Raw genomic sequence first — 13,477 nt, forward strand, 5'->3', positions numbered from 1 at the left:
GTGGTGTGGGGTCGGACCGGTGCGGCTGCTGGTAGTGCTGCGGCGGGAACGGCTGCGGGGGCGGGGACTGTGCGGGCGGCTGCATGGGCACGGTGGGTGCGTATGCGTAGCCCGGACCCGGCGGCAGGTAGCCGCCCATGACGTTCTGCCGCGTCAGCTGCGTGTAGTGGCGGATGTCGGCGACGAGGTAGTACGCGACGGCCGCGGCCATCGCGAGGAACAGCATCGGGATGAAGACGAAGTCGACGCCGTGGGCGTCCTCACCGTCCCTGCCGATGATGAGCAGCAGGGTGAGGGCGAGGACGAAGCCGGCTCCGGCCACCCACCAGTCGGCGGTCCTCCGGCGCACGAACGCCAGCCGCAACAGGGGTGCCCACAGGAGCATGCCGCAGGAGCACACCGCGAGCACGGTGAACAGCACGCGCATCGACACGATCCAGGCCCTGGAGGGGACTCTGCGCGGCGCCGTCGGCGGTTGACCCGGGGCGTACATGGCTGCTCCTGGATACCTGGTCATGGGACGTCCGCGCGCACTTGGACGTGCGCGCAGAACCGAGCGTAAAGGGCGACACCGACAAGGGGCCCCGGGTTGTACGGAACCGTTGTGGTTCCGCTCACTCCGGCGTGACCGTACCGTCCGTCAGTCCGTCGTACATCCCCTGGACGAGCCGGCCGCCGAGTTGGCCGGCGAGGCGCAGCGCGTCCTCGAACGCGGCCAGGGTACGGAACCGTTCGCCGTACCGCTGCTGTTCGGCCAGGGGCAGCCGGGGCAGTTGGAGGCGGCGGGCGTCGAGCCGGGTGGCGGTGGAGGCGTAGCTGCTGGCCCGGCGGTTGGTGGCGGTGCCGCGCAGGAAGCCGGCGAGGAACCAGGGGTCGAGGGCGGCCGGGTCGGGGCGCAGCAGCTGGAGGTTGCGGCCGAGCGCGGCGCCCGCGGTGGCGTCGTCGATGACGCGGGCGACGGAGCCGCCGCCGAGTACGGGAACGACGACGTCGCCGGGTTCGACGAGTACGMGGTCCTCGTGCGGCCCGTCGGCGGGGAGGTTTCCCGAGGGAGCGGCGGAGCCGAGGACGTCGTGCTCGGTGAGTACGGGACCGGGGCCGGTTCCGGTGCCGCCGGTGCGGAGCTGGAGGGCGCCGGCGCGGGCGAGTTCGCCGATGCTGGTGAGGGGCCAGCGGGCGGGTTCGGAGACCTCCACGGGCGGTGGGGTGAGGCTGTCCGCGAGGCCCAGGCTCCGGGTCAGCCGGTCCCGTACGTCGATCAGCTCGGCGGGCCCGCCGGCCGCGGCCGGGGACGGCAGGTGGCGGGCGGGGGCCAGGTCGACGTCGTCGTCGAGGAGTTCGATGACGGGGACGATGCGGCTGGCGCCGGGCCGCGGGCGGTTGCTCTCGGCGCCCGGGAGGGGCGGGGCGGTTGACGGGCCGTTCTCCGCCTCGCCGCTGAACGGCCGCCAGGCATCGAGCACGGAGGTGTGCAGGGCCGGCCAGTCGAGGCGGTCGCGGCCGCCGCGCTCGGAGGCGGGGTCGGCCGGTTCGGCGGTGTCGACGAGGAGCAGTTCGGGCGAGGGGTGCGGTCCGGCGTCCGGCTTGCGCAGGACCCAGAGGTGGAGCGGGATGCCGTACGGGGGCGCGGCGCCGGCCGGGAGCGCGATGACGGCCCGCAGGGCGCCGCGGCGTAGCAGATCGGCCCGGATGCGGCGGCCCGAGCGGCGCGACGCGGCGGCGGGCGGCATCAGCAGGACCGCGGTGCCGCCCTCGCGCAGATGGGCCAGCGCGTGCTGCACCCAGGCGAGTTCGGACTCAGTGCGGGCGGGGAAGCCGTACTCCCAGCGCGGGTCGTAGGCGAGTTCGTCGTGGCCCCAGTTGCGTTCGTTGAACGGCGGGTGGCAGAGCACGGCGTCCGCGGTGAGCCCGGGAAAGGCGTCGGCGCGCAGGGTGTCGCCGGCCCGCACGGCGAGCGTGCACTCGGCGGGGCCGGTCCGCAGGGCGAGACGGAGTGCGGTGAGGGCCGCGAGGTCCGGGTCGCTCTCCTGTGCGTACAGCGCGGTGGGCCGCGGGACCGCGCCGAGCAGGGTGCCGGTGCCCGCCGCCGGGTCGAGGACCGTGTGGGGAGGGCCGCCGCCGGTGTCGGCCAGTGCGGCCATCAGTTCCGCCAGGCCGGGCGGGGTGAGCGTGTACTGGCGCGGGTTGGCGTCGAGCTGACGTCCGAGCAGGAACTCGAAGGTCTCCCGGGGCCCGGACTCGGCGGCGAGCTCCGCCGCGCCCCGCAGGAGCGGTACGGACGGCAGGAGTTCGGAGCGGTCGGGGCTGTGAACCGCGCGCCCGGCCCCGGAGGCCGGTCCGAACCGGGCGGTGAGCACCTCGTTCAGGGCGAGGGAGAGCACTCCGGCCATGCGCGCGTCGGACACCCCCGCGATCTCCCGCCAGGCGGTGGGCCGCTCCCGCACGAGGAGGAGGGCGCACCCGACGTGGAACAGCGCGGGGACGGCGCCCGCGGGGTGTCCGGACAGTTGCTGCCAGACGCGCTCGCGGAGCGGGACCTCGGCGAGTTTTCCCTGGTCGCGCAGCCACTGCTCGACCTCGGGCAGGGCGAACGACGGGCTCGTCTCCGTGCCGCCGACGGGCTTGGGGAAGTCGGCGTGGCGACGGCGCCAGTTGCTGACGGCGGCGCGTCCCACCCCTGCCAGCCGGGCGATCCCGGCGGCGGTCACCTCTGTCGCGTTCTCCGGCACTTGCTGTCTCCCTGGTGCTCGTACCGCTGCTGCCCGTCCGTGCTCACTGCTGTGACGGCGAGCATAGCGACCCGTTCACAGCACACGATTCACGGCGTGCACTGCCCCATCCCGTGTGAACCGTGTTGACTCGGTTCACACGGGATGGTCTCATTGACCTGTCGCTGCACGAGGCGACGCGTGGAACCGCTCACCACTCACCTCCGCACCTGCCGAAGGGCACAGCCATGTCCCAGTTCACCCAGCCGCCGCAGTCCCCGCAGCACGGGCAGCCCCAGCCGCAGCAGCCGTACATCCCCACCCACACCCCCGGCCTGCGCCCCGCGCGCAACGGGCTCGGCGTGGCGGCACTGATCCTCGGCCTCATCGGCGCGGTCTCGGGCCTGGTCCCGTTCTTCTTCTGGCTGGCGGGCATTCTCGGCCTGATCGCGCTGATCCTGGGGCTGGTGGGCCGGGGCCGCGCCAAGAGGGGCGAGGCGACGAACAAGAACATGGCGACGTTCGGCGCGGTGCTCGGCCTGATCGCGCTGATCCTCTCGGTGGTCGGCGCGGTGATCACGTTCAAGGCGGTCGACGACGCGGTGAGCGACCTGAACAAGGCGGTGTCGGACACGACCGCCTCCGCGAAGCCGAAGGCCGGCGGGGAAGCCGACGCCAAGAACACGGACGGCACGAGCGCCAAGGAGGAAGGAAAGAAGGAGGACACCGGCGAGGCCCTGGAGGCCGGGGACTCGGCGGTCTACGACGACGACGTCACGATCACGGTCGGAGACGCGACCTCGTACACCCCGGACTCGTTCGCGGCCGGCCACACCAAGGGCAACAAGGCCTACCAGGTGGCCGTCGTCATCGAGAACGCGGGCAAGGAGAAGTTCGACGCCCTGCTCGTCAGCGTCGGGGCGCGGGCCGGTCAGGACGGGGTCGACGCCGAGCAGATCTTCGACAACAAGGTCGGCGAAGGCTTCAGCGGCACGGTCCTGCCCGGCAAGAAGGTCACGGTCCTCTACGCCTTCGACGCCCCCGCGGACGCCAGGAACCTGACGGTCGAGGTCAACCCCGGCTTTACGTACGAGGCCACCCAGTGGGACCTGAAGCTCTGACCCGCACCCACACATACGCAGGACGGAACCGGCCCACGGGCGGGTTCCGTTCGCGCGTTCACCCCGTTACGAGGAGCGGCCCGTGCGGCCGGGGAGCTCGGCGGCCGCCCGCCATCAGCCGCCGCACAGCTCCAGCATGACCTTCTTGTCCGCGGTGGTGACCGGGAGTTCGTACTTCAGCGAGACCTGGGCGAACCGCAGCGCATACGAGCAGCGCACCGGCTTGTACGGCGGCAGCCAGGAAGCGGGGCCGGAGTCGCGCTTGGCGTTGTTGGCCGGGCCGTCCACGGGCAGCAGATTGAGCGGGTCGTTGGCGATCTGCTGCCGCTTGGCCTCGTTCCAGCGGGCAGCGCCCATCTGCCAGTCGTACGACAGCGGCATGACGTGGTCGATCTGGACCTTGGTCGCCTGCTGCTTGCGCCACTCGATGGCCGAGCCGGTGTACGGGTCCATGAGCGTCATGGCGACGACCACGCAGTCCGATCCCGACCGGAGCGTGACCTCCTTGCCGTCCCGGGCCAGCAGGTCGTTCCGGGTGTCACAGCCGTTCCGCGAGAGTGGGATGCCGTCGACCGAGTCCTTCCAGGCGTACCCGAACTTGTCCCGCTCGTAGCCGGTCTTGGGGCCGCGGCCCTTGGTCGCCACCGTCTCGATGACCTTGCGGGCCTCCGCCCGGTCCGCGTCCGAGGTGAGAGGGGCGAGGCCCGGCTTCGTACCGTCCGGGTTGTCCAGCGGGCTGGCGCCGAAGCCGGTGGCGGACTGGCCGCCGTTCGAGCTGCCGCTCGGCGACTCGGCACCGGACGTGACCGATTCGGGATCACAGCCGGTCAGGGCCAGCACCGCCACCACACCCAGGGCGGGCACGATCACTCGACAATCGCGGGGAGATATCACTCGAAGCCGTCCTGACGGGGAGAAAGCCGAACCAACCCGGGAATCCTACGGACTTCTTCCCCGCCGGGACGTGTTCATGGCATCGCTTCACTCCGGATGCGGCCCGGATCACACCTTCCCGATCCCCAGCGTCGTCTCCGACGGCAGCAGCCCGGACCCGATCGCCGCCACCCACAACGGCCCCAGCAGCTCCACGAGCCGCTCCCTCTCCTCATCCGCCAGCACCCGCCACGGCGCCGCCGCCGCCTCGTCCGTGCGCCGCTCGACCTCGGCGCGCAGTGCCCTGCCCGCCTCCGTCGCCGTACCGTCGTCCGCCACCAGGCCGCGCTTCAGCAGCCGTTCGCGGGCCTGCGCCCACTCCTCGTCGCTCCAGCGCCGGCTCGCGAACACCTCCGGGCGCGCCGCGCCGATGGCTGCGAACGAGACCAGCGCCTCGACCGGGTCGAGCTCCGCCTCGGCGAGCGCCGCGAGATGGCCGTCGCCGCGGTGTTCGCGCAGGACGGTCGCCGCGTGCCAGAGCACCAGGTGCGGTTCGTCCGGCCAGGGAAGCGCGGCGTTGGCGGCGGCGAGCGGGCGGCCCGTCGTGTCGGCGGCCTCCGCGACGCGGCGCAGGAGCGCGGCGGCCTCGGCCGTGTCCGGCGCGGTGGCCGCCTCCCCCAGGACCGTCCGGTACGCGCGGTCGACGGCCCGGCCCCGGGCGGCGAGCACGGCGCCGGGCGAGGCGACGGACCAGACGGCGGGGACGTACGCGTCCACCATCGCCGGGCTGAAACTGTAGAAGGTCTCCGCGACCCGACCGGCTCCGGCCCCTTCCTCCCCGAGCGGCGCCGCCCGCCACGCGAAGTAGCTCGGCCAGCGCTCGTCGACCGCGTACCCGAGCGCCTCGGCCTCGTCGAAGGCCTCCGGCGCGTAGTAGAGAACAGCGTGCAGGGGCTCCAGCAGGTGCCACATCTGCCGTACGCGACCCAGCTCGTCGGACATGTCTCCGCCTTCCACAGCCATGTGAATCTTGCCAGTGACTAGATCTCCTACGGCAGCCACAGTGCACCTCGCGCCACGAACTTGTCAATGACTAGATTCTGCGTAGGGTGCTGTCCATGAGCAGCGACCGCACCTACCACCACGGCGACCTGCGGCGGGCCGTCCTCACCGCCGCCCTCGACGTCATCCGCACCGAGGGCCCCGCCGCGCTGAGCCTGCGGGACCTGGCCCGCCGGGCCGGCGTCTCCCACGCCGCGCCGGCCCACCACTTCAAAGACCGCACCGGCCTGCTCACCGCCATCGCCACCGAGGGCTACGGGCTGTTCGCCGACGCGCTGGCCGACGCACCCGATCTGCGGGAGCGGGGCGTGCGGTACGTACGGTTCGCCGCCGCACACCCGGCCCACTTCCAGGTGATGTTCCAGCCGGACCTCTACCGCGCCGGCGACCCGGACCTCCTCGCGGCGAAGGAGCGGGCGTCGGTGGAACTGCGGGCGGGCGTCACCGGTCTGCCCTCCGGCGGCGGGGACGACGCCCGGCTCACCGGTGTGGCCGCGTGGTCCCTGGCCCACGGCTTCGCCACGCTGCTGCTCAGCGGCAACCTGAGCGGGGCGGTGGGCGACCGGGATCCGGAAGAGGTGTTCCGGGCGCTCGCCACGCCGGTGTTCGCACCGGGCGGGCCCAACTGACGCTCACCCGGCGGGAATAGCCGACGCCTCCGCTTGCTTGGCCATGTCGTGCGCACGCAATCCACGAGACGGTCATCGAGGACAACGAGGGTGGAACCATGAGAACCACGAACGCGACCCGGCGTGCGGGTGTCGCACTGTTATCAGCGCTGGCACTGCTGGCGCTGCCGGTCGTCGGCGGACAGGTCACCGGCGCCTCCGCGCAGACCGCGCCGGCCGGTAACGGCACCACGCCGCAGCCGGACCGCGGCGCATGGCAGGGCGGCTGGGCCGCCTCGCCTCAGGCACCGACCGAGGTCTTCACACCGAACTGGTCGCGGCAGGGCTTCGCGGACCAGACGGTCCGCCAGGTGGTACGGGTCAGCACCGGAGGCACGCGGGCCCGCATCGAACTGTCCAACCGCTACGGGAGCACGCCGCTGCGCATCACCGGAGCGACGGTGGCGCGTACGGACAACGGCGCCTCGGTCGAGGAGGGTTCGGTCCGACGGCTGTCCTTCGGCGGGAACGGCATGGTGACCATCCCGGCGGGCTCCGACGCGACCAGCGACGCGGTGCCGTTCAGGACCCGGGCCCTGGAGTCGCTGACCGTCACGCTGTACCTGGCCGCACCGACCGGCCCCGCCACCTTCCACATGATGTCGTCGGCCACGAGCTACCGGGCGCAGGGCGATCACCGGGCCGACCGCGACGGCGCGTCGTTCACGGAGACCAGCGAATCCTGGTACTACCTCACCGGCGTCGAGGTCGGCGGCGGCGACGCCCCGCGCAGGAACGGGATCGTGGCGTTCGGCGACTCCATCACCGACGGCGTCGGATCCACGCCGGACACGGACAACCGCTACCCCGACGAACTGGCGGAGCGCTTCGCGGCCACCGGCAGGCCGCGCAGCGTCCTCAACCACGGGATCGGCGGCAACCAGGTCACGAACGACACGGACTGGGCCGGGGAGAAGGCCGTGGTCCGCTTCGAGAAGGACGTGCTCGACGAGCCGGGCGTGGGCACGGTCATCGTGCTGGAGGGCATCAACGACATCGGGGCGAGTGGTGCGGGCGCGGTCGGCACCCCCACCCCCGAAGTGTCGGTCGCCCAACTGATCGCAGGACACCGGTCGTTGATCCACCAGGCGCATGCCAAGGGTCTCAAGGTGATCGGTGCGACGCTGACGCCCATCAAGGGCTCGTTCTACGACAGCCCCGTCAACGAGGCCAAGCGCGACGCGTTCAACGACTGGATCCGCACATCGGGCGCGTACGACGACGTGGTCGACCTGGACCGCGCCGTGGCCGACCCCGAGGACCCGGACAGCATCGCCCCCGCCTACGACTCGGGCGACCATCTGCACCCGAGCGACGCGGGCTACCGGGCGATGGCCGGAGCACTGGACCTGGGCGGGATCTGACCCCACTGCGGTGCGCCCGGCGTCGCCGTCGGCTGCGGCGGGGCCGGGCGCGGCATGGGGTGCGTGCAGCAGTGCGGCACCCTGGGCTCCCGCTCAGTCGGCGGTGAACTCGTACTGCACCTCGTACAGATGGCCTGCCTTCACCATGACGGTCGCTTCGATGGGCCGCTCATCGTCGCTGTAGACGACACGCAACGTCCGCAGGACCGGCAGTCCACCCGGCAGCCGCAGCGCCTGGTACTGATCCTGCGTCGGTACGCGCGCGGAGACCCTGTCCACGCTGAGCCGCGGCGGGTAGCCGAGTTCCGCAAGCAGCGTCGGGGGGCCGCCCCGGATCTTCCGGCGCACCGTCATCGCCGTACCGTCAACGATCTCCAGCGGGTAGTACGACGCCACGAGCTCGACCGGTTCGTCGTCGACCATGAGGAGTTGGCGCCGCAGGAGCACACGGCCGGACGTCGGCAGCCTGAGCGCCTCAGCGACATCCGCGGGCGGGTCGCTCTCGGCCACTTCAAGAAGCGTGCTGTGTGCGCGGGCGCCGCCGCCGGCGGCTTCGGTAAGCCAACGGTACGGCGCACCCGAGCCCGCCGGAGCCATGTACGAGGCCGGGCGGACGGTTCGCTGCCTGTGGTCCCGGACCGTCACGGACGCACCCGCCCTGCCGATCACGAGCCGTTCGTCCTTGAGTAGCTGCAAGGCCTTCTGCACCGTCGCGTTCGAGGCGTCGAAGCGCTCCTTGAGGCGTGCGGTGGACGGCAGCCCGGCACCAGGAGCCAGGTCGCCGGACATGATCTCGTCCCGCAGATCGGCTGCGATCCGCTCGTGCAGTGAACGGCGATCGACATCGTTCGCTTCCGGTCTGGGCACAGTCATCCGATCCTGATCTCGTACCGCAGCAACTGCCCCCGGGGCGGCATGACCATCACGTCGGCTTGGACAGGCCGACCGTCCCGGTCCAGCGTGAGCCGCGTCAGTTCGAGCACCGGCTCACCGGTGTCCAGCCCCAACGCCACGCGCTCACCCTCCGACGGCATGCGCGCGACAACATCCTCCTGCGCCAGAACACCTGCGTGGCCGAGCTCGGCGAGCAGCCGGACAGCGCCTCCCCGGATCTTCGCGGTCCCCGCCAGCGCCGTACCCCGGGCGATCTCCAGCGGGTAGTAGGTGTCGGTCAACTCGCACGGCTCACCGTCGAGATACATGACCCTTCGGCGCTCGACGATGTCGCAGCCGCGCTCCACCCGGAGCAAGTCCGCGACCCTGTCGGGCGCGACGACCTCTCCGGCTCGCACGATCTCCTGGGTGCCCCGCCGCCCGACGGCCGCCGCCTCGGCACGCCATGCGTCACCGCCGTCCTGCTCCGATGGCGCCAGGTACCGGGCGGACGCGCTGACCCTCTCGCCTTCACCCATGGCCTTCTCCTTCACAACCGATGCCCGCAGGGCCTTGCCGCTCCACACGGTAGGCGAAAGCGATCCGGCCCCCCAAAGACTACCTTGCTGCTTTTCGCGAATAGCAGTACGGTGTGCGCGTTACGGCCCACGAGCAAGGCGGTGAACCACCGTGTCTCTGTCGCAGCAACGGCGTTTCCCCCGACGGCGCACTTCCGTCGGTGCCTCCCGCGACTTCGTCGTCGATGTCCTCGCGGAGTGGCGGCTCACGCCCCTGGTCGACGACATACGGCTCTGCGTCTCGGAGCTGGCCACCAACGCCCTGCTCCACGGAGTTCCGCCGGGAAGAGAATTCGCCGTCCGCCTTCGTGCGAACCGGGACCTCGTACACCTGGAGGTCCGGGACAGCGGCGGCGGTCACCCCGAGGTCAAATGCCCGACTGCGGAGGACTGCACGGGGCGCGGCTTACTCCTCGTCATCGAGCTGGCAGCAGATTTCGGTGTCGACCACCACGCCGTCGGCAAGACCGTATGGGCGGCCTTCAAGAGGCCCGCCACGCCCCCAGCCACGTAAAGAGCCCGGCCCCGCCGGATTTCCGGCGGGGCCCCCGCGTGTAGCTCCCGGTGCTACGACCCCAGGATCGTCGTCAGGAACTCCCCCGTCCACGCCAGCAGTTCACGCCCCACGACCGGCTTGCCGCCGATCTTGCCCGCGGTGGGGCGCGGGACCAGGATCTGGTGCAGGGCCGGCTTGATGATCGTCTTCGGGTAGAGGCGCTTCAGGCGGAGCTCCTGCGACTCGCGCAGCTCCACCGGCGCGAAGCGGATGTTCGGGCCCTGGAGCACGATGTCGCCGACACCGCAGGCGCGGGCCAGCATCCGCAGGCCGGCGACCAGGAGGAGGTTCTCGACCGGCTCCGGGAGCTTGCCGTAGCGGTCGGTGAGCTCCTCGCGCACCGCCCTGATGTCGTCCTCCGAGGAGGCCGAGGCGATCGAGCGGTAGGCCTGGAGGCGCAGGCGCTCGCCGGGGGCGTAGTCGTGCGGGACGTGCGCGTCGACCGGGAGCTCGATCTTGACCTCCAGCGGCGGCTCCTCCTCCACGCCGCCTTCGAGGGACGCCCGGTAGTCGGCGACCGCCTCGCCGACCATGCGGACGTACAGGTCGAAGCCGACGCCCGCGATGTGGCCGGACTGCTCGCCGCCCAGGAGGTTGCCCGCGCCGCGGATCTCGAGGTCCTTCATCGCCACGTACATGCCCGCGCCCATCTCGGTGTGCTGGGCGATCGTGGCGAGGCGTTCGTGGGCGGTCTCGGTGAGCGGCTTCTCCGGCGGGTAGAGGAAGTAGGCGTAGCCGCGGTCGCGGCCACGGCCGACGCGGCCGCGCAGCTGGTGGAGCTGGGAGAGGCCGAAGTTGTCGCCGCGCTCCACGATCAGGGTGTTGGCGTTGGAGATGTCGATGCCGGACTCGACGATCGTCGTGGAGACCAGGACGTCGAACTTCTTCTCCCAGAAGTCCACCACGACCTGTTCCAGGGCCTGTTCGGACATCTGGCCGTGGGCGGTCGCGATCCGTGCCTCGGGGACGATCTCGCGGAGGCGGGCGGCGGCGCGGTCGATCGACTCGACACGGTTGTGGATGTAGAACGCCTGGCCCTCGCGGAGCAGTTCACGGCGGATGGCCGCGCCGATCTGCTTCTCCTCGTACGGGCCGACGAAGGTGAGGACCGGGTGGCGCTCCTCGGGCGGGGTGGTGATCGTCGACATCTCGCGGATGCCGGTGACCGCCATTTCGAGCGTACGGGGAATGGGCGTCGCGGACATGGTCAGGACGTCGACGTTGGCGCGGAGCTTCTTCAGCTGTTCCTTGTGCTCGACGCCGAAGCGCTGCTCCTCGTCGACGATGACCAGGCCCAGGTCCTTGAACTTCGTCTCGGAGGAGAACAGGCGGTGGGTGCCGATGACCAGGTCGACGGAGCCCTCACGGAGCCCTTCGATCGTCGCCTTGGACTCGGACTCCGACTGGAAGCGGCTCAGCGCCCGTACGGTGACGGGGAACTGGGAGTAGCGCTCGGTGAACGTGCCGAAGTGCTGCTGGACGAGGAGGGTCGTGGGGACGAGGACGGCGACCTGCTTGCCGTCCTGGACGGCCTTGAAGGCGGCCCGGACCGCGATCTCCGTCTTGCCGTAGCCGACGTCGCCGCAGATCAGGCGGTCCATGGGGACGGACTTCTCCATGTCCTCCTTGACCTCGGCGATGGTGGTGAGCTGGTCGGGCGTCTCCGCGTACGGGAAGGCGTCCTCCAGTTCGCGCTGCCAGGGGGTGTCCGGGCCGAAGACGTGGCCGGGGGCCGCCATCCGGGCCGAGTAGAGCTTGATCAGGTCGGCGGCGATCTCCTTGACGGCCTTCTTGGCGCGCGCCTTCGTCTTCGTCCAGTCGGCGCCGCCGAGGCGGTGCAGGGTCGGGGCCTCGCCGCCGACGTACTTGGTGACCTGCTCCAGCTGGTCGGTCGGGATGTACAGCCGGTCGCCGGGCTGGCCGCGCTTGGCGGGGGCGTACTCGACGAGGAGGTACTCGCGGGTGGCGCCCTGCACCGTGCGCTGCACCATCTCGATGTAGCGGCCCACGCCGTGCTGCTCGTGGACGATGTAGTCGCCCGTCTCCAGCGTCAGCGGGTCGATGGTCTTCCTGCGGCGGGCCGGCATCCGGCCGAGGTCCTTGGTGGCCGTGCGCTGGCCGGTCAGGTCCGTCTCGGTGAGGACGGCGATCCTGAGTTCGGCGTCGACGAAGCCGTGGTCGATGGCACCGCAGGAGACGTGGACGAGGGACGGGGCGATCTCACCGAGGTCCGCGTCGAGGCGGGCCGGGATGCCTTCGCCGCTCAGCACCTCGACGGTACGGGAGGCGAGGCCCTGGCCCTCGGTGACGTACACCGTGCGCCAGCCCTCGGCCAGCCATCCCTTGGTGTCGGCGAGTGCGCGGGCGGTGTCGCCGCGGTACGCCTCCGGGGCGTGCATCCGGAGCTTGAGCGTGTCCTCGTCGAGCTCGTCGTCGGCGGCGAACGGGGAGACCGACCACCACATCATGTTCAGCTCGCGGGCCCGGTCGCGGACGTCCGCGATGCCGCGCAGCGAGGCCGCGCCGACGTCGATGGGTGCCTCGCCACCGCCGGCCGTGGCCGCCCAGGACGCCTCCAGGAACTCCTGGCTGGTGGCGACCAGGTCCGCGGCCCGGGTGCGGACCCGCTCGGGATCGCACACGACGGCCATGGAGCCCTTGGGCAGGACGTCGATCAGCAGTTCCATGTCGTCGACGAGGACGGGGGCCAGGGACTCCATGCCCTCGACCGCGATGCCCTCGGCGATCTTGTTGAGGAGTTCGCCCAGCTCGGGGTGGGCCTCGGCGAGCGCGGCGGCCCGCTCGCGGACGTCGTCGGTCAGCAGGAGCTCGCGGCAGGGCGGCGCCCACAGCCCGTGCTCGGCGATCTCCAGGGACCGCTGGTCGGCGATCTTGAAGTAGCGGATCTCCTCGACGTCGTCGCCCCAGAACTCCACCCGCAGCGGGTGCTCCTCGGTCGGCGGGAAGACGTCCAGGATGCCGCCGCGCACCGCGAACTCGCCACGCTTCTCGACCAGTTCGACCCGCGCGTACGCGGCTGCCGCGAGCGCCTCGACGGTCCTGCCGAGATCGGCGCTCTGCCCGATCCGCAGCGCCACGGGCTCCAGGTCGCCGAGCCCCTTGACCTGCGGCTGGAGCACGGAACGGATCGGTGCGACGACGACGGAGACGGGCCCGGTCTCCGGGTCGTCCTGCCTCGGGTGCGCGAGGCGCCGCAGCACGGCCAGCCGGCGGCCCACGGTGTCGGAGCGCGGGGAGAGCCGCTCGTGGGGCAGCGTCTCCCAGGACGGGAACTCCGCGATCGTGTCCGGCGGCAGCAGCGTGCGCAGCGCGGCCGCCAGGTCCTCGGCCTCGCGCCCGGTCGCGGTGACGGCGAGGACGGTCCGCTTCGAGTCCCGGGCGAGCGCGGCCACGGCGAAGGGCCGGGCGGCGGGCGGGCCCACCAGGTCGATGTGCATCCGGTGCCCGTCCCCGGCGGCCTTCACCGCTTCGTCGAGCGCCGGATCACGTACGACGACATCCAGCAGACCGTGCAGGCTCATGAAGGGCTTCCGTCCGGGTAACGAGGGCGAGGTCCGACAGCCGGCTGCTGTCGGGGGCGGCGCTGCTGTCAGGGGCAACGCGAAGGGCCCGACACGTGAGACGGGCCGGGGATTCCACCAGCGTACGACTCC

At 71.7% G+C, this 13,477-nt stretch carries 11 protein-coding genes; 4 read left to right on the top strand and 7 right to left on the bottom strand.

What is annotated here, in order from left to right; translation table 11 throughout:
- Together EAO72_RS42110 and EAO72_RS22260 are read right to left on the bottom strand one after the other, a co-directional pair.
- A partial coding sequence (locus tag EAO72_RS42110; RefSeq protein WP_187285173.1) for a hypothetical protein occupies positions 1 to 493 on the bottom strand: 493 nt, incomplete at its 3' end.
- Positions 494 to 614: 121 nt separating this feature from the next.
- Complete coding sequence (locus tag EAO72_RS22260) at positions 615 to 2,729, bottom strand: N-6 DNA methylase (RefSeq protein ID WP_148019047.1); 2,115 nt, start codon at positions 2,727 to 2,729, stop codon at positions 615 to 617.
- A 227-nt stretch (positions 2,730 to 2,956) separates the two neighbouring features.
- On the opposite strand from EAO72_RS22260, the gene EAO72_RS22265 reads away from it, so the two are divergent.
- On the top strand, positions 2,957 to 3,829 hold the full coding sequence (locus EAO72_RS22265) for a DUF4190 domain-containing protein (RefSeq protein WP_148019048.1): 873 nt from the start codon (positions 2,957 to 2,959) through the stop codon (positions 3,827 to 3,829).
- A gap of 114 nt (positions 3,830 to 3,943) precedes the next feature.
- Here the strand turns inward: EAO72_RS22265 and EAO72_RS22270 are convergent, their stop codons facing one another.
- Complete coding sequence (locus EAO72_RS22270) at positions 3,944 to 4,699, bottom strand: HNH endonuclease family protein (protein WP_148019049.1); 756 nt, start codon at positions 4,697 to 4,699, stop codon at positions 3,944 to 3,946.
- A 132-nt stretch (positions 4,700 to 4,831) separates the two neighbouring features.
- Complete coding sequence (locus tag EAO72_RS22275) at positions 4,832 to 5,704, bottom strand: SCO6745 family protein (protein ID WP_148019050.1); 873 nt, start codon at positions 5,702 to 5,704, stop codon at positions 4,832 to 4,834.
- 116 nt (positions 5,705 to 5,820) lie between these two features.
- Here EAO72_RS22275 and EAO72_RS22280 point away from each other — a divergent pair, with 116 nt between their 5' ends.
- Positions 5,821 to 6,393: a TetR/AcrR family transcriptional regulator gene (locus EAO72_RS22280; RefSeq protein WP_148019051.1), complete on the top strand. Its 573-nt coding sequence runs from the start codon at positions 5,821 to 5,823 to the stop codon at positions 6,391 to 6,393.
- Positions 6,394 to 6,491: 98 nt separating this feature from the next.
- The gene (locus tag EAO72_RS22285; RefSeq protein WP_148019052.1) at positions 6,492 to 7,796 is read left to right on the top strand and encodes an SGNH/GDSL hydrolase family protein; all 1,305 of its coding nucleotides are present in this window, start codon (positions 6,492 to 6,494) and stop codon (positions 7,794 to 7,796) included.
- 93 nt (positions 7,797 to 7,889) lie between these two features.
- Here EAO72_RS22285 and EAO72_RS22290 read toward each other — a convergent pair whose 3' ends face one another.
- The gene (locus EAO72_RS22290; protein WP_148019053.1) at positions 7,890 to 8,669 is read right to left on the bottom strand and encodes a GntR family transcriptional regulator; all 780 of its coding nucleotides are present in this window, start codon (positions 8,667 to 8,669) and stop codon (positions 7,890 to 7,892) included.
- A complete protein-coding gene (locus EAO72_RS22295) occupies positions 8,666 to 9,208 on the bottom strand; it encodes a UTRA domain-containing protein (protein ID WP_148019054.1) in 543 nt (180 codons plus the stop codon). Before EAO72_RS22295 ends, EAO72_RS22290 begins: the two co-directional genes overlap by 4 nt.
- 151 nt (positions 9,209 to 9,359) lie before the next feature.
- Between EAO72_RS22295 and EAO72_RS22300 the strand changes: the two genes are divergently transcribed.
- Positions 9,360 to 9,761 carry an ATP-binding protein gene (locus tag EAO72_RS22300; protein WP_148019055.1) on the top strand — a complete coding sequence of 134 codons (402 nt, stop codon included), beginning with the start codon at positions 9,360 to 9,362 and terminating at the stop codon, positions 9,759 to 9,761.
- Positions 9,762 to 9,814: 53 nt separating this feature from the next.
- On the opposite strand, the gene mfd is transcribed toward EAO72_RS22300, so the two are convergent.
- Complete coding sequence (gene mfd / locus EAO72_RS22305) at positions 9,815 to 13,345, bottom strand: transcription-repair coupling factor (RefSeq protein ID WP_148019056.1); 3,531 nt, start codon at positions 13,343 to 13,345, stop codon at positions 9,815 to 9,817.
- Between the last annotated feature and the right edge of the window lie 132 nt (positions 13,346 to 13,477).

This window comes from Streptomyces sp. OR43 (genome assembly GCF_008042275.1).
Taxonomy (GTDB): Bacteria; Actinomycetota; Actinomycetes; order Streptomycetales; family Streptomycetaceae; genus Streptomyces.